This window comes from Streptomyces sp. NPDC101166, assembly GCF_044768125.1.
Taxonomy (GTDB): Bacteria; Actinomycetota; Actinomycetes; order Streptomycetales; family Streptomycetaceae; genus Streptomyces.
The window spans coordinates 66269-84308 of the sequence record NZ_JBIWPF010000007.1 but is presented as its reverse complement, the minus strand read 5'-3'; the positions used below and the strand labels follow the sequence as shown (position 1 = coordinate 84308).

Genomic DNA, 18040 nt, shown 5'->3' with positions numbered 1-18040 from the left:
GGGCGGCATCACTCGGAATCCGCGCTTACTCACCGCCCATGGCGGCAATACGTAGGGGTATGTCGAGCCGCGGCCTGGAGGCTGGAGCATGAGCATCTGGTGGTCACTCCATCTGCGGCGCGAGGCCGCGAGCGTGCCGCTCGCCCGGCGCCTGCTGCTCGGCACCATGGAGACGGCGGGCGTCGATCCCGACATCTCCTACGACCTCTCCGTCGCGCTGAGCGAGGCCTGCGCCAACGCGGTCGAGCACGGCGGGGACACCGCTCCGGACGGCTGTTCGCAGGCGTACAGCGTGACCGCCTATCTCGACGGCGAGAAGTGCCGCATCGAGGTCGCCGACTCCGGTCCGGGCTTCACGCCCGAACGTCCCGCCTCTCCCCTCGCCGCGGTCCCCACTCCCGTCCCGGCGCCGGCGCCCGCTCCGAACCCCGTGCCGGTGAGCGCCGACGCCGAGCACGGCCGCGGCCTCTTCCTGATCCGGGAGCTCGCCGACCACGTCCACATCGGCAACAAGCCGGGCCGGGCCGGGGCCGTGGTGAGCTTCGACAAGATCCTCAAGTGGCGGAAGGACGCGCCGCTGATGGCGGTCTGAGGGGTGCGCGGGCAGATCCGAGACAGCACTCACAGGCGTCCCACAGCGGCGGCCCATGCCCCTGACGGACAGTGTTTCTACGTTGCGTGTTCATGACGGGAAACCACAAGGACACAACGCTCACCCGGCGCCGCGCCCTCACCGTGACCGGCGGCACGGTCGCGGCCGGCGGGCTCGCGGTCGCCGGCTACCGGACGGCCTTCGCCGACACGACCGGGTCGGCGTCGACCTCGACCTCCGCAGCGGCTTCGACCTCGAACTCGGCGGCGACTTCGGCGAGTTCCAGCAGCGGCAGTTGCATGACGTTGATGTCGAGCGTCACGCAAGGGCCGTACTACCTCGACGGCGCGCTGGTGCGCAAGGACATCACCGAGGGCAAGAGCGGTGTCCCGCTCACCCTGCGCCTCACCGTCGTCGACGCCACCGACGGCTGCACGCCGGTCGCCGGGGCCGCCGTGGAGATCTGGCACTGCGACGCCTGGGGCTACTACTCCGGCTACACCACCGCCAACCCCGGCGGCTCGGCGCCCGCCGAGAGCGAGGACGGCTCCACCGCGAACGACAGCACCTACCTGCGCGGTTACCAGATCGCCAACGCCAACGGGGTCGTCAAGTTCGAGACGATCTTCCCTGGCTGGTACACGCCGCGCACCTGTCACATCCACCTCAAGGTTCACACCGGCGGCCAGAAGGAGGACGGCACCTACGAAGGCGGCAAGGTCAACCACACAGGCCAGCTGTTCTTCGCCGACGACATCGCCGAGCAGGTCTTCACGCTGGAGCCGTACTCCAAGCACTCCGGCAGCTACACCCGGCTCGCCGACGACATGGTCTACGACGGCGGCGGCGCCTCCAGCGGCCTGCTCACCCTGGAACCGGTCAAGAAGGCCGATCCGTCGCGCGGTTACAAGGGTTTCCTCACGCTCGGGGTCGACCCGGACGCGGAGAACACCGGCGCGGGCGGCGGCGGTGGCGCCGGGGGTACGCCTCCGAGCGGGACACCGACCGGCGCACCCCCGAGCGGGGCGCCCATCGGTACGCCGCCCAGCGGCGCTCCCTCGGCCTCGGCGTCCTCCTGAGGCGCCGCCGATGACCAGCCGTGAGGACGAGACGCTCGCGCAGGCCGCGGTGGCCGCGCTGATCGGACAGCTGGCCCTGGCCCCCAAGCCCGGGCTGCCCGACCCGCGCGACCTCGCCGCCCGCGCGACCCGGCGGGACCACCGCGGGCTGCGCTGGTCGGCCAAGGCGCTCGCTCCAGGCCTCACGGCGATGGCCGCCGCCGCCCGCCGCACCGGCGAGCCCTCGCCCGCGCTGCGTGCCGAGCTGGGCGCGATCGGGCGGTGCGCCGAGCACGCGGTGGGGCTGACCGGCGGCGGCCACCGGGGCGCGCTGTGGACGCTCGGCCTGCTGGTCGCGGCGGCCGCCCTCGACCCACGCGCGCGGGGGGACGAGGTCGCCGCGATCGCGAAGCGGATCGCCGCCCACCCCGACCGGGGCGCTCCGCGCCGGCCGTCGCGGGGTTCGACGGTGTCGGCGAAGTACGGGGCGGCGGGGGCGCGGGGGGAGGCGCGGGCAGGGTTTCCGCATGTGCGGCGGGCGTTGGGCGCGCTCGGGTCGGCTCGGTCGGCCGGGGCCACGGAGACGCGGGCCCGCCTGAACGCCCTGCTGACGGTGATGTCCACGCTTCAGGACACGGAGCTGCTGCATGTCGCCGGGCCGGCGGGGCTGCGGCATGTGCAGGCGGGCGCCCGGGGCGTGCTGGAGGCGGGCGGTGCGGGTTCGGGGCAGGGGTGGGAGGCGTTGGCGGTGCTCGACGCGGATCTGGCGGCGCGGGGGTGGAGTCCGCGGGGGAGCGCGGGGCTGCTGGCGGGGGCGCTGTTCGTGGACGCGCTGCCGGCCGGTGCGCGGGGGGTGTGAACGGAGCCCGGCGCTGGCGGGTGTGCGGACGCCGCGAGCGCGCCAGCGGGGACCGAGCAGCGGCGGAGGGGCTTCTTGTGTTGTTTCACGTGAAACGCTCCGTTGTGACCCCCGGCATCGCCCCCAGCGCCCGCAACTACGGAGGTCCCGGCGGTAGCGATCCCCCGCCGCTGTCGGGAAGTTCAGCAGCGGGGCGTCGCCGTGCTCATCGGCGTCAGACTCCGCGTGCGCGTCACCTCGCCCCGCTTCGCCGCGTGGTGGGACGCCGGGACCATGGCGTAGGACGCCGCGAGTATGGCCGTGCCCAGGAGGAGCCAGCCCGGGGCGCCCCATTCGACCAGGAGCCAGGTCAGGAGGAGGGGGCCCAGGGTACGGGCCACGGTGACTCCGGTGCCGAAGAGGCCCTGGTACTCGCCGACGCGGTCGGCGGGGGCCAGGTCGAAGGAGAGCTGCCAGGAACCCGCCGACTGCCCCATCTCCGCCACGACCTGCAGCAACGACCCCAGCACCAGCACGCCCGCCGCGACCCACGGCGAGGCCCCCGCGGACAGGGCGAACACCGCGCAGGCCGCGCACATCACCCACCCCGAGCGGCGCAACACGCGTGTGGCGCTGTCCAGGCCGGTCACCCCGCGCGCCGCCCGCACCTGGAAGAGCGTCACCACGGCGGTGTTGAGCACGAACAGCGCGGAGACCAGCCACGCCGGCGCCCCGGTCCGCGACGTGATCCACAGCGGCAGCACGAGACTGAGCAGCGGAAGCCGCAGCAGCAGCACGGTGTTGAGGAGGGCGACCACCGCGTACGGCCGGTCCCGCAGCACACCGCCCAGCCGCCCACGCCCCTCAGCCGCAGACACCGCAGGCACCGCCGAGGACGGCACTCTGGGCAGCCCGAGCAGCAGCAGTGCGCACACCAGGAAGCTCACCGCGTCCACCGCGAACACCGCGACGTACGCCGATCTGCTCCCGGCGTGCAGGGCGAGCCCACCGAGACCGGCCCCGACCGCCAGACCGGCGTTGAGTGTCGCCTGCAACCGCGCCAGCAGCCCGGTCCGCTCCCCGGCGGGCACCAGCCCGGCCAGCAGCGCCTGACGCGCCGCCGCCAGCCCGGACTGCGCCGCCGCGTACCCGCACGCCACCAGCACGAACGGCAGGAAGTCCCGCACCAGCGTGAAGGACGCCACCGCCAGCGCGGTCGCCAGCGCCAGCAGCACCGCCGTACCGCGCGGCCCCCGCCGGTCGGCGAGCCGTCCGAGCGGCACGCCGGCCAGCGAGCCGACAGCCCACCCGACGGTCAGCCCGAGCCCCACCCGGGCGGGAGAGAGTCCGGCGATCTGCGTGAAGTAGAGGGCCGACGTCGTGTAGTAGGCGCCGTCCCCGACCGAATTGCTCAACTGGGCGAAGGCGAGAAGGCGTTGCGGGCGAGGGGTCTTCATGCCGACGACGCTAGAAGCCGGGTGGGCCTCTCGACAGCACCAATCCGACGACATCTCACTGGCCCAATCCACCCAACGGCGCCCCTCCCCAGTAGGTCAGCCATCTCCCGTCAGCCCCGGCCCCGTCAGCCCCCGTCCAGCACCCTCGCCAGCACCCCCAGCGCCTCCGGATAGACCCGCTCGCGGGGCGTCCCGTAGCCGACCACCAGCCCCTGCGGGCGGCCCGCGCCGCGTGCGGCGTGCCAGTGCTCACCGAGCCGGCCGATCGCCAGGCCCTCCGCCTCCGCGCGCGCCAGCACCTCCGCCTCGTCGTCGACCTCCACCAGCGCGTGCAGCCCCGCGGCGACCCCGCGCACGCCTCGGCGCTCGCCGAGCCGGTCCAGGAGCAGGTCCCGGCGGCGCCGGTAGCGCAACCGGCACGCGCGGATGTGACGGTCGTAGGCGTGGCCGGCGATGAGGTCGGCGAGTGCGAGCTGGCCGATGGACTCGGTCTGGTGGTCGCTGTACAGCTTGGCGTCGGCGACCGCGTCGACCAGCGGCGGCGGCAGCACCATCCAGCCGAGCCGCAACGCGGGCCCGAGGGTCTTGGAGGCGGTGCCGAGGTAGACGACCTGTCCCGGCGCCATCCCCTGGAGCGCCCCGACGGGCTGCCGGTCGTAACGGAACTCACCGTCGTAGTCGTCCTCGACGATCAACGCGCCGCACTCGCGTGCCCAGTCCGTCAGGGCCCGCCGGCGCGCCGGGTGCAGGGTCACACCCGTCGGGTACTGGTGCGCGGGCGTGACGACGACGGCCCTCACGTCGGCCCCCAGCTCCTCCGTGCGCACCCCGAGGTCGTCGACCGGCGCCGCGGTCACCCGCCCGCCGTTGCGCCGCACGACCTCCCGGTGGAAGGGCAGCCCGGGGTCCTCCATGGCCACCGGCCCGCCGTCCAGCACGCGCGTGAGCAGCGCGAGGCCCTGCACATACCCGGAGGTGATCACGATCCGCTCCGGCGGCGCGATCACCCCCCGCGCCCGCCCCAGATACCCCGACAGCGCGGCACGCAGCTCCGCGCGCCCGCGCGGGTCGCCGTAGTCGTACGCCGTCGAAGGCGCCGCGGCGATCGCCCGGCGCAGGGAACGCAGCCAGACCGCCGTCGGGAACGTACCGACGTCCGGGCTGCCGGGCCGCAGGTCGAAACGCGGCGCACTCACGTGTGCGGCGGCGCCGGACGGCTCGGTGGCGCGGTGGGGCAGCGCGGCGACCTGCGTGCCGGAGCCCTGCCGCGCGATCAGGTAGCCCTCGGCGACGAGCTGGTCGTAGGCGGCCTTCACGGTGTTGCGCGAGATGCCGGTCTCGGCCGCGAGCAGCCGGGTGGCCGGCAGCCGTGTCCCGGGTGCCAGCCTGCCGTCGCGCACGGCGTCGCGCAGGGCCCGCTCGAGCCCGGCGCGACGCCCCTCGGCGGGGTCCGCCTCCAGGTGCAGATCCACGCCGGCGCCCCCGAGGGCGCGGACGGCGCGATCAGCCACGGACTGTCCGCACCGGCCCTCAGCCCTGCGCCCCCCGCAGCGCGGCCATCCACGCCTCGACCTCGTCCGACCCGCGGGGCAGCCCGGCGGACAGGTTGCGATTGCCGTCCTCGGTGACCAGGATGTCGTCCTCGATGCGCACGCCGATGCCCCGGTACTCCTGCGGGACGGTCAGGTCGTCGGCCTGGAAGTACAGCCCCGGCTCGACGGTCAGGACCATGCCCGGCTCCAGCGTCCCGTCGACATAGGACTCCACGCGTGCGGCGGCGCAGTCGTGGACGTCCATGCCGAGCATGTGCCCGGTGCCGTGCAGCGTCCAGCGCCGCTGGAGGCCGAGCTCCAGCACCCGCTCCACCGGACCCTCGACGAGCCCCCACTCCACGAGCCGCTCGGCCAGCACCCGCTGCGCCGCGTCGTGGAAGTCGCGGTACTTGCCGCCCGGCTGCACCGCAGCGATGCCGGCCTCCTGGGCGTCGTACACCGCGTCGTAGATCTTCTTCTGGATCTCGCTGAACCGCCCGTCGACCGGCAGCGTGCGCGTGACGTCGGCGGTGTAGTACGTCTGCGTCTCGACGCCCGCGTCCAGCAGCAGCAGGTCGCCCGAGCGCACGGGCCCGTCGTTGCGCACCCAGTGCAGCGTGCAGGCGTGCGGGCCGGCCGCGGCGATGGTGCCGTAGCCGACGTCGTTGCCCTCCACACGCGCGCGGAGGAAGAACGTGCCCTCGATGTAGCGCTCGGAGGTGGCCTTCGCCTTGTCCAGCACGCGCACGACGTCCTCGAAGCCGCGCACGGTGGAGTCGACGGCCTTCTGGAGCTCGCTGATCTCGAACTCGTCCTTGACCAGCCGGGCCTCGGAGAGGAAGACGCGCAGCTCCTCGTCGCGCTCGCCGGTGACCTTGTCGGTCAGCGCCGCCTCGATGCCCGCGTCGTGGCCGCGCACGACGCGCACCGGGCCGCTCGCCTCGCGCAGCGCCTCCGCCAGTTCGCGCACGTCGGAGGCGGGGAGGCCGTACAGCTGCTCCGCCTCGGCGAGGGAGTGACGGCGGCCGACCCACAGCTCGCCCTGGCCGGAGAGCCAGAACTCGCCGTTCTCGCGGTCGGAGCGCGGCAGCAGGTAGATCGTCGCGGAGTGGCCCTCGCCCTGGGGCTCCAGGACCAGGACGCCGTCCTCCGTCTGGTTGCCCGTGAGGTAGGCGTACTCCACGGAGGCCCGGAAGGGGTACTCCGTGTCGTTCGAGCGGGTCTTGAGGTTGCCCGCCGGGATCACCAGGCGCTCGCCGGGGAAGCGCGCGGAGAGCGCGGCCCGGCGGGCGGCGGTCTCGGCGGCCTGGGCGATGGGCTCCAGTCCGTGCAGCTCGGTGTCGGCCCAGCCCGACTTCATGTTCTCGGCGAGCTCGTCGGAGACCCCCGGGTACAGGCCGTTCTTGCGCTGCTTGACGGGCTCCTCGGACTCAGCTTCCGGGGTCTCCGGGTTGAGCTCTTCGGCCACGGTCATCCTCCTAGGTAAGGCACTGGACCCCGTCCATCGTACGGTCGTACGGAAGGGGGCCCGGGGGAGGAAGAACCTCAGCCGTCGTCACTCGAAGCGCGCCGCCAGCACCACCACGTCCTCCTCGCTGTCCTGGTCGGCCGCGCCGTCCGGCAGCACCGTGCGCAGCACGTGGTCGGCGATCGCGCCGGGGTCGTGGCGCAGCGCCCGCGGCACCCCGGCCGCCGCGGCGTGCAGCCGGGAGAAGGCGCGGTCGACGCAGTCGCCGGTGCGGTGCAGCAGACCGTCGCTGTAGAGCAGGACCGTCTCGCCGGCTCCGGCCTCCACCTCGACGCTGGGCGCCTCCCAGCAGGCGAGCATGCCGAGCGGGGCGGAGACGGACGTCTCGACGAACTCGGTGCGCCGCTCGCCGACCAGCAGCGGCGGGCAGTGTCCTGCGCCGGCCAGGGTGATCTTGCGCAGCGCGGGCTCGCAGTAGGCGAACAGGGCGGTGGCGGAGCGGGCGGGCTCGGTCAGCCGCAGCAACAGCTCCAGGTCGGACAGGACAGCGACCGGGTCCTCGCCCTCCATCACGGCGTACGCCCGCAGCGAGGCGCGCAGCCGGCCCATCGCGGCGACGGCGCTGGGCCCGGACCCGGTGACCGAGCCGACCGCCAGCCCGAGGGCCGCGTCGGGCAGCGGCAGCGCGTCGTACCAGTCGCCGCCCCCGCGCGGCCCGGTGCGGTGGCGCGCGGCGAGCTGCACGCCGGCCACCCTCGGCAGCCGGGAGGGCAACAGCTCCTCGGTCATCGTGGCCATGGACGCGCGCGTGCGCTCGACCTCCAGGAGCCGGGCGAGGTGTTCGGCGGCGTGCCGGACGTACAGGCCGACCAGATGGCGTCTGCGCTCGTCCGGCTCGGCGGGCTCGTCGTAGAGCCAGACCGCGGCGCCCAGCCGGCCGGCGCGTTCACCGGCGAGCGGCAGGGCGTAGCTGGCGGCGTAGCCGAGGCGGGCGGCCACCTCGCGGTGGCGGGGGTCGAGGCCGTCCTCGGCGAACAGGTCGGGCTGGGCGATGTCGCCGTCCCCGCCGGGCAGTCCGTCGAGGATGCGCCCGTACGCCGTGGAACTGCGCGGGACGGTCTCGATGTGCCCGAGGTCCGCGCGGCCGAGGCCCAGGCCGATCGTGGTGTCCGGGCCGAGCCCGTCGGCGGGCTCCAGCACGACCAGACCGCGCCGGGCGCCCACGAGGGCGGACCCGGCGCGCAGCAGTTCCTGGAGGGCGTCCGCGAGGCAGTCGGTGCGGGCCAGACGCTCGGTGAGTTCGTGGAGGGTGGTCAGATCCGAGACCCAGCCGGCCAGACGGTCCTGGAGGACCGCTCCCGCGGCGGGCGGGGCCAGTGGGGCCGGCGTGGCTGCGGGCGCGGGCGCGACAGTGTGTGCGGGAGGGGGAACCGTTGAATCGATTCCGGCCACTTTCGAAGGATGGGGGGCGTTCATGGCTTCCGGCTCTCGGACCGGTGCGTATTGCTGGGAAGCATCGCAAACCCCCATGTCGTTCTGCGCCGCTAGCAGTGTCTCCACATGTACACGCACTCGAGAGGGGATGTCCAGCATTGTCCTGCTGGGATCGCCGGTGTCAGTGGGGTCGGCGGGTTCGTCGGGCACGCTTCCTCCGGCTCCCTTGCGAAACAACGAAGTTGGCTTGAAACTGCCTGGGGTGACGGGTGACTGCGGTCGACTGGGCTTGCTCGACGGAGCGTCACAGCGGTCGTGATGGGTACGTACTCGGTAAGGACCAGGGGTCGTCGGGAGCCACCCGGAACCTGGTGACCGACCCGGGCGTCTTAGCCACCGACGACCGTGCCCCATCCTCCCGTGGCGGAGGCGGAGAGCAGTACGCGGAGCGCAAAAACGCCAGACTTCGCCACCCCTACGCCAGGCCCATGTTCACGATGGGCGCAGTATGGATGCCAGTGGCCGCGGAAGCAGCCGATGTTCGGCCCCCAGGGGTTCCCCTTGTCTCCGGCAGGGGTGTGATGCGCCAACAGGTACGCACAGTGAAGTGATCGACACACGATGTGATGTGGCCCACGGTGTTGCCAGCGGTGCAACGGAAAGGAACGAGCGCTCATGCGCGAGATCCTCGGAAGGCGACGCAGGCTCCTGTCCCAGCGCAGCGACGGGGGGCCTGAGGCGATCGACGCGGCCCTTACCTTCGCGACGGAATGGCAGTGGCCCGTGCTCCCGGGCGTGACGGCGGACCCGCAGGCGGCGTCCCGCTGCGGCTGCCCCGACCCCGAGTGCCCGGTCCCCGGCGCTCACCCCTTCGACCCCGGCCTCCTCGCGGCCACCACCGACGCGCGCATGGTGCGCTGGTGGTGGACCGACCGGCCGGACGCCCCGATCGTCCTGGCCACCGGCGGCAGCGCGCCCTGCGCGGTCAGCCTGCCCGCCCTCGCGGCCTCCCGCGCGCTCGCCGCGCTCGACCGCGACGGCATGCGACTCGGTCCGGTCGTCGCCTCGCCCAGTCGCTGGGCGATCCTCGTCCGCCCTTACGGCATGGAGCAGTTGGGTGAACTGCTGTACGCCAAGGACCACGTGCCCGGCTCGCTGCGCTTCCACGGCGACGGCGGCTACCTCGCCCTGCCCCCGTCCGGGACCGGCCAGGGGGAGATCCGCTGGGAGCGGGCCCCGCTGCCCGGCTCGGCCACTCCATGGGTGCCCGACGTGGAGGCCGTGGTGGACGCGGTCGTCGACGCCCTCACTCGTACGGGTGTGAGCGCGCCCGAGTTGTGAGGGTGTCGGGCGCGCGCCGGACGGAACGGAGGCGTTCGCTCGTTATCTTCCGCTTCATGAGCTTGCGTCTCTTCGCCCTCGGGGGCGCTGTGGTGTGCGCGATCGTGCTTCCCCTGGCCGTGGCGTCCGCGGGGTCCGTGGACGATGAAAGGGAGTTCGCGGTGAGTCCGCTGCCCCTGGCCGACGACCCTGTGACCGACGGCCACGCGGGCGGCGGCGCCGTCGGCGCGGCGGAGGGGAGCCGCTCGGGCGCGGGCCCCGCCGGTGCGCACGGTACGCGTGACGCGCACAGTCCCGACGACGCGCGGCCGCCCGTCGCCACGCCCTCCGCGTCCCCGCGTCTGCTGGGCCTCGGGCTGGCGACCGGCGCCCGCTGCGGCCCCGAACTCAGCTCCCCCGAGGGTGTCGAGGCGCAGACCTGTGTGCTGACCCAGGGCGAGGACACCTGGGCGCGCACCTACTACCGCAACTCCACGGGCCGGGCCCTGAACGCCGTACTGAGCTTCATGGGGCCGCACGGGCGCACGGTGCAGACGCGCTGCGCGGTGGGCGCGGACGACGAGCCGGGCGCCTGCGAGACGCCCCGTGAGCGCGCGCAGGGCGATGCGGGGGCGTACACGGCGGTCGCGGAGTTCTCGGGCGCCGCGGGCGCCGGCGGATCCACGGCGGGCACAGACGCGAGGGCCGGCGGGGACGCGGGAGCGGCCGGAGGAGTCGGTGGCGGGCCGCTGTTGTTGCGGTCGGGCAGCAACTCCGAGGAGCAAAAAGGCAGTTGACGCCCGGCATCGACGCGTGAACGGGGCCGGACATGGAAAGACCCGGTTGCTGGCGACGGGGGATGCACCAGCAACCGGGCTACTCGAACGGTAACAAGAGATCGGCTCCAAGCAAATTCGATCTCCTGTTTTCCTCGGCTTTCCGGACACCCGCACGGCGGCACGTCCGTAGCCGACTCACCTTTCTCACAAGGCAGTTGTGAGGCGGGCCGCGAGGGCCGCCCGGTCCGGGGCGTTGACCCGTGGGTCAGCCGGACCGGGCCCTGGACCTGCTTTTCAGCTGAGCGTGACCTGCCGATTGGTCAGTCCGCCGCGCGCGCGTCGCTCCTCGGGGGTGAGCGGCGCGTCGGTGGCCAGGGCGGCGGCGAGCCGCTCGGCGAACTCGGCGGCCGGCTTCTCCACGTCGTCCGCCGACACCCCGCTCGGCAGGTCCCAGACCGGCACCGTCAGGCCGTGCGCACGGAACGAGCCCACCAGACGCGTGCCCTCCCCGAGGCTGGAACGGCCCGCCGCGTGCAGCCGCGCGAGAGCGTCCAGAAGCCGCTCCTCCGGGTGCGGCATGACCCAGCGCAGGTGATTCTTCTCCGGGGTCTCGCACCAGTACGCCGCGTCCACGCCGGTGAGCTTCACGGTCGGGATCGCCGCCGCGTTGGCGCGCTCCAGGGAGGCCGCCACCTCCGGGGCCGCGTTCTCCGAGTCCGGCACCCAGAACTCGAAACCGCTGTGCACAACTGGCTCGAAGGCGCCTTCGGCGTCCAGCAGATCCTGCATCCGCGGACCGTCGGCGGGGGCGCGGCGGGCCTGGATCGGCGTGCCCGGCTCCGCCTCCAGGGCGCGCTGGAGGGTGTCGGCCATGTCGCGGCTGATGTCCCCGGACGCCGTGTCGTTCTGCAGACCGAGCATGACCGAGCCGTCGTCGCGGCGCAGGGCGGGCCAGGCCATCGGCAGCACCGTGGCGAGGGTGACCGAGGGGACGCCCTCGGGCAGGCCGCCCTTCAGCGGCAGCTCGACCGTTGCGGCGGGGACCAGTTCGCGCAGCGCCACCCAGTCGCACTCGCCCGGCAGGCCCTCGAAGGGGCGCTGCACCAGCTCGGTCGCGGCGTGCGCGGCGGCCCGGCCGTGGCAGGCCTTGTAGCGCCGGCCGCTGCCGCAGGGGCAGGGCTCCCGCGCGCCGACGACCGGGATCTCGCCGTCGGTGAGCTGCGGCCGCCTGGCCGTCGTCTGGTGTCGCTTCTTGGCCATCTGGGTGTCTCCCGGGTACGGCTCGTCTGGTACGGGCGGGAGCCTAGCCGTTCGTACGGGGAGTCAGGGGGACCTGTGGACACGGACGGACGGGCCGGGGCGCCCCCGCCGTGCCTCCGGCGAAACCGCCCCGCCCGACGGACCCGCCCACCGGACCCGCCCGTCGGCCCCTCAGTCCAAGTCGTCGAACGCGTCCGCGAAGCCCAGGCCCGGGATCGTCGACACCGCCGGGGCCGCGACCCGGGAGGCGAAGTCGTCGCGCCGGCAGCCGGCGTCGGGATCGTGGACGTCGGCGTGGACCACCACCCAGACGGTGACCTCGCCGCGGGCGTCGTCCCGCACGCCCCAGTCGTCCGACAGCGCCGTGATGATGTTGAGCCCCCGACCGCCGTGCGCGGTGACAGAGGGGGTGGCTGGTGCCGGGCGGGTCGGGCCGCCGCCGTCGGTGACCTCGACGACCAGCCGGCCGGCGGGATCCACGCACCATGCGGCACGCACGTCACCGTCTCCCGCCAGGGCGTCGCCCAGCGGCCGGCCGTGTTTGCACGCGTTGCTCAACAGTTCGGAAAGGATCAGCAGCGCGTCGTCGATGACCGCTTCGGCGACCCCACCGCTGCGCAGTTGGTCACGCATACGGTGCCGCGCCTTGCCCACGCCCGCAGGGCCATGGGGTACGGCCATGCTCGACGACGTGGGCACCTCCTGTGCCACCACCAACGCCACCCCCGAGACCTCCTTCGCCCCACGCCACGGTGTGGATGCCCCATTGGCCTGTACCGGAAACCGGCCAATCCAGGTCCAGGGACGCATTCACAACGATCGAATACGGACCGAACGCGCCGGAGCACTCCCCGTGACGAGGCGGTCCTCGTGTGGCTTGATTTCTTCGGTGTGGCCGGGAATGGAGGATGCTGCAGGGGGACGGTGCGGTCAAGAGGTGTGGATGGGACTTCTGTGACTTCTGTGATTCCGTATGGATCTTTCGCCTTTCGGGACCACGCCGTCCGCCCGGCCGATCGCCTTTCGGAACCGCTCTGTCCGCCCGGCCGATTCGACGCCGCCGTTCCCACCCGTGCTTTCGGTCCCGCCGTGTCGTGCTTTCGGTCCAGCCGTGCCCGCGCTTTCGGTCCCGCCGGCTCCGCCGGTCAGCGGCCCAGGCGGTGGAGCACCGCGCGGGGGCGGTTGGTGATGATGGCGTCGACGCCGAGCCCGACGCAGCGGTCGACGTCCTCCACCTCGTTCACCGTCCAGACGTGCACCTGGTGACCCGCCCGCTTCCACCGCTCGATGTAGGCGGGGTGGGCGCGCACCACCCGGATCGAGGGGCCGACGATGCCCACCCCGGCCGGGAGTCGCCCGTCCCGCAGGCGGGGTGAGACGAACTGCGTCAGGTAGACCGTGGGCAGCGTGGGCGCGGCGGCGTGCACGCGGTGCAGCGAGCGCGCGGAGAAGCTCATGATCCGCACCGCCGAGTCGGCGGCCGTGGCGGGCGCGTCCAGTCCGAACCTTCCCAGCAGCTCCAACAGCCGCTCCTCCACCTGCCCCGCCCAGCGCGTCGGGTGCTTCGTCTCGATCGCCAGCTCCACCCGGCGCCCCGCGTCCGCGACGAGTTCCAGCAGGCGCTCCAGGGTGAGGACGGAGGTCGCCTCGCGGTCCTCGGGCCGTACCTCCCAGTCGGGCTCCTCGTCGCGCGTGCTCCATGCCTCCCGTGCCTCCCCCGTCTTCCAGGAGCCGAAGTCCAGGGCGGCGAGGTCGGCGAGCTCCAGCGCGGAGACGGCGCCGCGGCCGTTGGACGTACGGTTGACACGTCGGTCGTGCACACAGACGAGATGGCCGTCCGCGGTGAGCCGTACGTCGCACTCGAGGGCGTCCGCGCCGTCCTCGATCGCCTTCCGGTACGCGGCGAGGGTGTGCTCGGGGGCTTCCTCGGAGGCCCCGCGGTGGGCGACGACTTGAATACGGTGCTGCCGTGCTTGGGTCACCGCGTCATGGTGCCACCGGCGAGGGGTACGCGTCCGGCCGGTGGGAAAGCCGAATGCCGAGCCGTCGGACCGGTCGTCTGAGAACCGTCTGAATGTTCCGGAGAACTGCCCGGAATACTGGAAAATGTCCTATGTAAAGAATGGCCATGGACCCACAGCAACCGCTTATGGTGCTCTGACGGCCCGTGGGAAAAGCTGAGATGTACAAAAGCACATGCACAGCTGCAGCGCGCCGGGTCGTCGACAAGCGCGAACGAGCGTGATCGAAGTGCGACCGAGGACAACAGCCGTGGATCGAGGAGAAGAGCTGTGAGCACCGAGAACGAGGGCACCAACGAGGGCGCCACGGTCCCCCCGGCCCCGTCCGCACCCCCCGTGCCGGTGGAATCTCCCTCGGCCTCCCCCACACCCCAGGCGCCCCCGGCGGACGCGGGCGCCCCGACCACCCCGATGCCGTCCACGCCCCCGCCCCCGGCGGCGGCGCCGGCAGGTCCCTACGCCACCGGCGCCCCGTACGGCGCCGCGCCCGCGCCCGGCTCCGGCGGCGCACCCGAGGGTGACTGGCCCCCGCCCGCCGCCCCGCAGGGCCCGGGCTCCCAGTACGCCGCGCCCGCGCACGGCGCGCCCCAGTACCCCGCCCCGCAGCCCGCCACCGCGGCCGAGGGCGGGTGGCCTCCCCCGCCGCCGGCCACGACCGCGTCGTACGACGGCGGTTTCGGCGGGAACTCCGGCGGCGACGGGTGGGGCTCCTCCTACCAGCAGCCCGAGCCCAAGGCCCGCCGCGGGCGCGGTGGACTCCTCGCGGCGGTCCTGGCGGCCGCGCTGGTCGCCGGCGGCCTGGGCGGCGGTCTCGGCTACACCCTGGCCAGGAACGACGACAACTCCGGCTCCACCACGGTCTCCGCCTCCGACAGCGGGGGCTCCATCAAGCGCGACCCCGGCACGGTCGCGGCCGTCGCCGCCAAGGCCCTGCCGAGCACGGTCACCATCGAGGCCGAGTCCAGCAACGGCGAGGGCGGCACGGGCACCGGCTTCGTCTTCGACACCCAGGGCCACATCGTCACCAACAACCACGTCGTCGCGGAGGCGGTCGACGGCGGCAAGGTGACCGCCACGTTCCCGACCGGCAAGAAGTACGACGCCGAGGTCGTCGGACACGCCAAGGGCTACGACGTCGCGGTGATCAAGCTGAAGAACGCGCCCTCGGACCTCAAGCCGCTGACCCTCGGCGACTCCGAGAAGGTGGCCGTCGGCGACTCGACGATCGCGATCGGCGCGCCCTTCGGCCTCTCCAACACGGTGACCACCGGCATCATCAGCGCCAAGAACCGCCCGGTGGCGTCGTCCGACGGCTCCGGCAGCTCCTCCTCCTACATGAGCGCCCTGCAGACCGACGCCTCGATCAACCCGGGCAACTCCGGCGGTCCGCTGCTGGACGCCCAGGGCAACGTCATCGGCATCAACTCCGCGATCCAGTCCACCGGCAGCGGCGGCATGGGCGGCACCAGCCAGTCCGGCTCGATCGGCCTCGGCTTCGCCATCCCGATCAACCAGGCCGAGTACGTCGCCAAGCAGCTGATCAAGACAGGTGAGCCGGTGTACGCCAAGATCGGCGCGTCCGTCTCCCTGGAGGAGTCGACCGACGGCGCGAAGATCACCGACCAGGGCGCGGGCGGCTCGGCCGCCGTCGAGGCCGGCGGTCCCGCGGCCAAGGCGGGCCTCAAGCCCGGCGACGTCATCACCAAGCTCGACGACAGGGTGATCGACAGCGGCCCCACCCTCATCGGCGAGATCTGGACCCACGAGCCCGGCGACAAGGTGACCATCACCTACGAGCGGGGCGGCAAGACGCAGACGGTCGACCTCACCCTCGGCTCCCGCAAGGGCGACAGCTGACCACGCACGAGGCCCGCGCGCACCGCAGGTCATAGACGTACGGCAGAAGGGGTGCCCCTCACTGAGGGGCACCCCTTCCGCGTGCGAGCCGTCTCACCTCGATCAGGCTCTGCAACGGCAATGAGTGAGGCGGTCTGCCGGGAGCGTGGCTTCCGGCAGACCGCCTCTGCTCGCTGCGAGCTATCGGGTCAGCGCACCGTCGGTGATCTGAGTGGCTATGCCGTTCTTGACCACGACCTCGGCCTCCACGCCCTTCTTGGCGGCCTTTTCCAGGTCGGCCTCCTCGCAGGGGGCGTCCACCTTCGAGCCGGCGGTGCCGCAGATCTGTCCCCCGCCCAGGATCACGGTGTCCTCGGCGAGGAAGAAGGCCTGCTGCTCACCGCCGGAGCCCTGGGCCGCAGGACCGTCGACCAGGTACTTGCCGGGTGCCACATACCGCACGATGCCGTACCAGGTGCCGTTGACGCCCTTGCCCTTGTTGAGGCCCTCCACGACGGTCTCGCCGGAGTCGGAAGTGCTCCCGGACCCGGACGTGCCACCGCCGGACGTCTTCCCGGACCCGGACGTGCTGCCGCCGGACGTGCTGCCGCCGGACGCGCTCCCGGACCCGGACGTGCCGCCGCCGGACGTTTTCGCGGAATCGGAGGGGGACGCGGAGGCGCCGCTGACGCCTGTGGCGCCGGACTTGCCCGTCGCCGCAGACGCGTCGGCCTTGCCGGAGGAACTGCCGGCGGCTTCGTCGCTCTGGTTGCACGCCGTCATCAGCAGGGTGCCGCCCAGGAGTGCGGCGGAGACAAGGAAGGCCTTGCGGCGGTTGCGGATCATGGGTCAATTCCCCTGCGTGATCGATGGGTTGGGGCTGAGGTGCGGGCGTTCCTCGGCATGTGCTTGATCATTATGAGGGGTCCAGGACCCGAGCGGATGCCTCGGTCTTTGATCCAGGACGACGCCGTCATGGTCCCGTGACATGAGCAACTCGATCTCAGGCGGGACCCTGTGTGGACCATGCCCCCGAGCAGCGCCTGAGCCCGGTACGCTGTACCCGCTCCGCCCCTGGTGGGCGGGCACAGGTGGGTTGCCCGAGCGGCCTAAGGGAACGGTCTTGAAAACCGTCGTGGCAGCGATGTCACCGTGGGTTCAAATCCCACACCCACCGCAGGTGAACGGCCCCTGACCAGGCGACACGGTCGGGGGCCGTCGCCTTGTCCGAGCCCGTCCGGCACCGGGTCAGCGGAACGACCGTGGCGCGGGGCAATTCTCCTAGCCGTCGTCATCGTCGCCCAGGAGACCGGAGCCGGTCCTCACGCTTCCCGTCCTCCAGCCTTGAACGGGCCGGTCGCGGGGGCTACGCACTTGTCGACGACGGTCTTCTCGCCGGCCGCCGAGCCGTTCAGGCAGAGCCGTCCGCCCCGCTCGCGCAGGTCGAGAAGGAACCGCGTGGTCGTACCGGACCGCTTGAGGCCGTGGATGCGCTCGTCGATGTAACCGAGGTCGTTCAGGACCGCCCTGACCTCGGTGGGGGTGGGGTCCGCCAGCTTCCCCAGCGCCTGGGTGATGCGCTCTTCATGGAGATTGCCCGCGCACCAGTCGCGGGCGTTCAACTCCACCTCCGGCCCCGCCGTGGGGGCGATCGGCTCGATCGCGTCGCCGGGTGGTGTCTCCCCGGACGGCAACGTCCGCGCCGGACCGGTCGGCGGCGCCTCCGGCGAAGCGCTCGGGGGACACCGCTGCGCGATCTCGCTCAGCGTTTCCGTGAAGGCCGCGTCGGGACGGGGCCCGGCGGTGTCGGCGGGGCTGCTCCGCGGTCCGCCGACGGCTGTCTTCTCGGTGCCGCAGGCAGTGAGCGTCACTGCGGCGAGAGCTGCCACCGCGAGCAGGGGCCGCAGGCGGTGCGGGGAGCGGGTGGCCGTGCTGGTCGGGGCAGGAGTTCGTCTCATGCGCCGAGTCTGCGGGCAAGCCACCGCCCCCACTTGAGTACGAGTACTCAAGTGGGCCGGGGGACTCACTCAACTCCCTCGCTCCGGCCATGACCGAGGCTGCGGTCGACGCCGTGAGCCCGCGGGCACAGGATGGAAGTGATGCCCTGCAAGCGGGTCCGGCACCCCTCGGTGCCGGGGTCGAGCTGCGGAAGGAGGTGTGGCGGCATGCCCAAGTTCATGGACGTCCACCACGGGATGAAGGACATCACGGCCGAGCGGCTGAGGGAGGCTCATCAGGACGACGTCGCCATAGAAGGGCAAGAAGGCGTCCACTTCGAGAAGGCCTGGGCGGACCCCGAGTCCGGGACGGTCTACTGCCTGTCCGAGGCTCCCTCGGCCGAAGCGGTCCAGCGCATTCACGAACGCACCGGGCACCCGGCCGACGAGATCCACCCCGTCCCCCTCACCGTGTGAACCGCGCCCCCGCCCGCTGAGAACCCCGGGC

Annotated in this window: 16 protein-coding genes and 1 tRNA gene; 8 read left to right on the top strand and 9 right to left on the bottom strand. The window is 72.9% G+C overall.

The features are described 5' to 3' along the window. The first annotated feature begins 88 nt into the window (after positions 1-88). From ACIRS4_RS14775 to ACIRS4_RS14765, 3 genes are all read left to right on the top strand, one after another. The gene (locus ACIRS4_RS14775; protein WP_404194929.1) at positions 89-592 is read left to right on the top strand and encodes an ATP-binding protein; all 504 of its coding nucleotides are present in this window, start codon (positions 89-91) and stop codon (positions 590-592) included. A 92-nt stretch (positions 593-684) separates the two neighbouring features. Then, positions 685-1671, top strand: a complete 987-nt coding sequence (locus ACIRS4_RS14770; protein WP_404194927.1) for an intradiol ring-cleavage dioxygenase — start codon at positions 685-687, stop codon at positions 1669-1671. A gap of 10 nt (positions 1672-1681) precedes the next feature. Next, positions 1682-2509, top strand: a complete 828-nt coding sequence (locus tag ACIRS4_RS14765) for a triphosphoribosyl-dephospho-CoA synthase (protein WP_404194925.1) — start codon at positions 1682-1684, stop codon at positions 2507-2509. A 182-nt stretch (positions 2510-2691) separates the two neighbouring features. On the opposite strand, the gene ACIRS4_RS14760 is transcribed toward ACIRS4_RS14765, so the two are convergent. From ACIRS4_RS14760 to ACIRS4_RS14745, 4 genes are all read right to left on the bottom strand, one after another. After that, a complete protein-coding gene (locus ACIRS4_RS14760) occupies positions 2692-3945 on the bottom strand; it encodes an MFS transporter (RefSeq protein ID WP_404194923.1) in 1254 nt (417 codons plus the stop codon). Between the two features lie 125 nt (positions 3946-4070). Further along, complete coding sequence (locus ACIRS4_RS14755; protein ID WP_404194920.1) at positions 4071-5456, bottom strand: PLP-dependent aminotransferase family protein; 1386 nt, start codon at positions 5454-5456, stop codon at positions 4071-4073. Positions 5457-5475: 19 nt separating this feature from the next. Beyond that, positions 5476-6945 carry an aminopeptidase P family protein gene (locus tag ACIRS4_RS14750; RefSeq protein ID WP_404194917.1) on the bottom strand — a complete coding sequence of 490 codons (1470 nt, stop codon included), beginning with the start codon at positions 6943-6945 and terminating at the stop codon, positions 5476-5478. A gap of 87 nt (positions 6946-7032) precedes the next feature. Further along, a complete protein-coding gene (locus ACIRS4_RS14745; protein ID WP_404195494.1) occupies positions 7033-8538 on the bottom strand; it encodes a PP2C family protein-serine/threonine phosphatase in 1506 nt (501 codons plus the stop codon). A 516-nt stretch (positions 8539-9054) separates the two neighbouring features. On the opposite strand from ACIRS4_RS14745, the gene ACIRS4_RS14740 reads away from it, so the two are divergent. Both ACIRS4_RS14740 and ACIRS4_RS14735 read left to right on the top strand, forming a co-directional pair. Beyond that, entirely contained in the window at positions 9055-9720 is a 666-nt protein-coding gene (locus ACIRS4_RS14740) for a bifunctional DNA primase/polymerase (protein ID WP_404194914.1), read from the top strand. 56 nt (positions 9721-9776) lie between these two features. Beyond that, the gene (locus ACIRS4_RS14735) at positions 9777-10496 is read left to right on the top strand and encodes a hypothetical protein (protein WP_404194911.1); all 720 of its coding nucleotides are present in this window, start codon (positions 9777-9779) and stop codon (positions 10494-10496) included. A gap of 276 nt (positions 10497-10772) precedes the next feature. Here the strand turns inward: ACIRS4_RS14735 and ACIRS4_RS14730 are convergent, their stop codons facing one another. The 3 genes from ACIRS4_RS14730 to ACIRS4_RS14720 all read right to left on the bottom strand — a co-directional run bounded on the left by ACIRS4_RS14730 (position 10773) and on the right by ACIRS4_RS14720 (position 13720). Beyond that, entirely contained in the window at positions 10773-11738 is a 966-nt protein-coding gene (locus ACIRS4_RS14730; RefSeq protein ID WP_404194908.1) for a DUF5926 family protein, read from the bottom strand. A 171-nt stretch (positions 11739-11909) separates the two neighbouring features. After that, positions 11910-12548 carry an ATP-binding protein gene (locus ACIRS4_RS14725; protein WP_404194905.1) on the bottom strand — a complete coding sequence of 213 codons (639 nt, stop codon included), beginning with the start codon at positions 12546-12548 and terminating at the stop codon, positions 11910-11912. A gap of 335 nt (positions 12549-12883) precedes the next feature. Continuing rightward, entirely contained in the window at positions 12884-13720 is an 837-nt protein-coding gene (locus tag ACIRS4_RS14720) for a glycerophosphodiester phosphodiesterase (protein WP_404194903.1), read from the bottom strand. 309 nt (positions 13721-14029) lie between these two features. On the opposite strand from ACIRS4_RS14720, the gene ACIRS4_RS14715 reads away from it, so the two are divergent. After that, on the top strand, positions 14030-15616 hold the full coding sequence (locus tag ACIRS4_RS14715; protein WP_404194900.1) for a S1C family serine protease: 1587 nt from the start codon (positions 14030-14032) through the stop codon (positions 15614-15616). Between the two features lie 180 nt (positions 15617-15796). Here the strand turns inward: ACIRS4_RS14715 and ACIRS4_RS14710 are convergent, their stop codons facing one another. After that, positions 15797-16441, bottom strand: a complete 645-nt coding sequence (locus tag ACIRS4_RS14710) for a hypothetical protein (protein ID WP_404194898.1) — start codon at positions 16439-16441, stop codon at positions 15797-15799. 244 nt (positions 16442-16685) lie between these two features. Here ACIRS4_RS14710 and ACIRS4_RS14705 point away from each other — a divergent pair. Further along, positions 16686-16772: transfer RNA gene (locus tag ACIRS4_RS14705), tRNA-Ser, on the top strand. A gap of 145 nt (positions 16773-16917) precedes the next feature. On the opposite strand, the gene ACIRS4_RS14700 is transcribed toward ACIRS4_RS14705, so the two are convergent. Then, complete coding sequence (locus ACIRS4_RS14700; RefSeq protein WP_404194896.1) at positions 16918-17553, bottom strand: hypothetical protein; 636 nt, start codon at positions 17551-17553, stop codon at positions 16918-16920. A 207-nt stretch (positions 17554-17760) separates the two neighbouring features. Here ACIRS4_RS14700 and ACIRS4_RS14695 point away from each other — a divergent pair, with 207 nt between their 5' ends. Continuing rightward, positions 17761-18009 carry an SCO4226 family nickel-binding protein gene (locus tag ACIRS4_RS14695; RefSeq protein WP_358799949.1) on the top strand — a complete coding sequence of 83 codons (249 nt, stop codon included), beginning with the start codon at positions 17761-17763 and terminating at the stop codon, positions 18007-18009. The last annotated feature ends 31 nt before the right edge of the window (positions 18010-18040 follow it).

What these genes read in the sequence shown, in the direction of transcription:
- ACIRS4_RS14775 (WP_404194929.1), top strand. Translation starts at nt 89, where the DNA reads ATGAGCATCTGGTGGTCACTCCATCTGCGGCGCGAGGCCGCGAGCGTG.
- ACIRS4_RS14770 (WP_404194927.1), top strand. Translation starts at nt 685, where the DNA reads ATGACGGGAAACCACAAGGACACAACGCTCACCCGGCGCCGCGCCCTC.
- ACIRS4_RS14765 (WP_404194925.1), top strand. Translation starts at nt 1,682, where the DNA reads ATGACCAGCCGTGAGGACGAGACGCTCGCGCAGGCCGCGGTGGCCGCG.
- ACIRS4_RS14760 (WP_404194923.1), bottom strand. Translation starts at nt 3,945, where the DNA reads ATGAAGACCCCTCGCCCGCAACGCCTTCTCGCCTTCGCCCAGTTGAGC.
- ACIRS4_RS14745 (WP_404195494.1), bottom strand. Translation starts at nt 8,538, where the DNA reads ATGCTGGACATCCCCTCTCGAGTGCGTGTACATGTGGAGACACTGCTA.
- ACIRS4_RS14740 (WP_404194914.1), top strand. Translation starts at nt 9,055, where the DNA reads ATGCGCGAGATCCTCGGAAGGCGACGCAGGCTCCTGTCCCAGCGCAGC.
- ACIRS4_RS14735 (WP_404194911.1), top strand. Translation starts at nt 9,777, where the DNA reads ATGAGCTTGCGTCTCTTCGCCCTCGGGGGCGCTGTGGTGTGCGCGATC.
- ACIRS4_RS14730 (WP_404194908.1), bottom strand. Translation starts at nt 11,738, where the DNA reads ATGGCCAAGAAGCGACACCAGACGACGGCCAGGCGGCCGCAGCTCACC.
- ACIRS4_RS14725 (WP_404194905.1), bottom strand. Translation starts at nt 12,548, where the DNA reads ATGCGTCCCTGGACCTGGATTGGCCGGTTTCCGGTACAGGCCAATGGG.
- ACIRS4_RS14710 (WP_404194898.1), bottom strand. Translation starts at nt 16,441, where the DNA reads ATGATCCGCAACCGCCGCAAGGCCTTCCTTGTCTCCGCCGCACTCCTG.
- ACIRS4_RS14700 (WP_404194896.1), bottom strand. Translation starts at nt 17,553, where the DNA reads ATGAGACGAACTCCTGCCCCGACCAGCACGGCCACCCGCTCCCCGCAC.
- ACIRS4_RS14695 (WP_358799949.1), top strand. Translation starts at nt 17,761, where the DNA reads ATGCCCAAGTTCATGGACGTCCACCACGGGATGAAGGACATCACGGCC.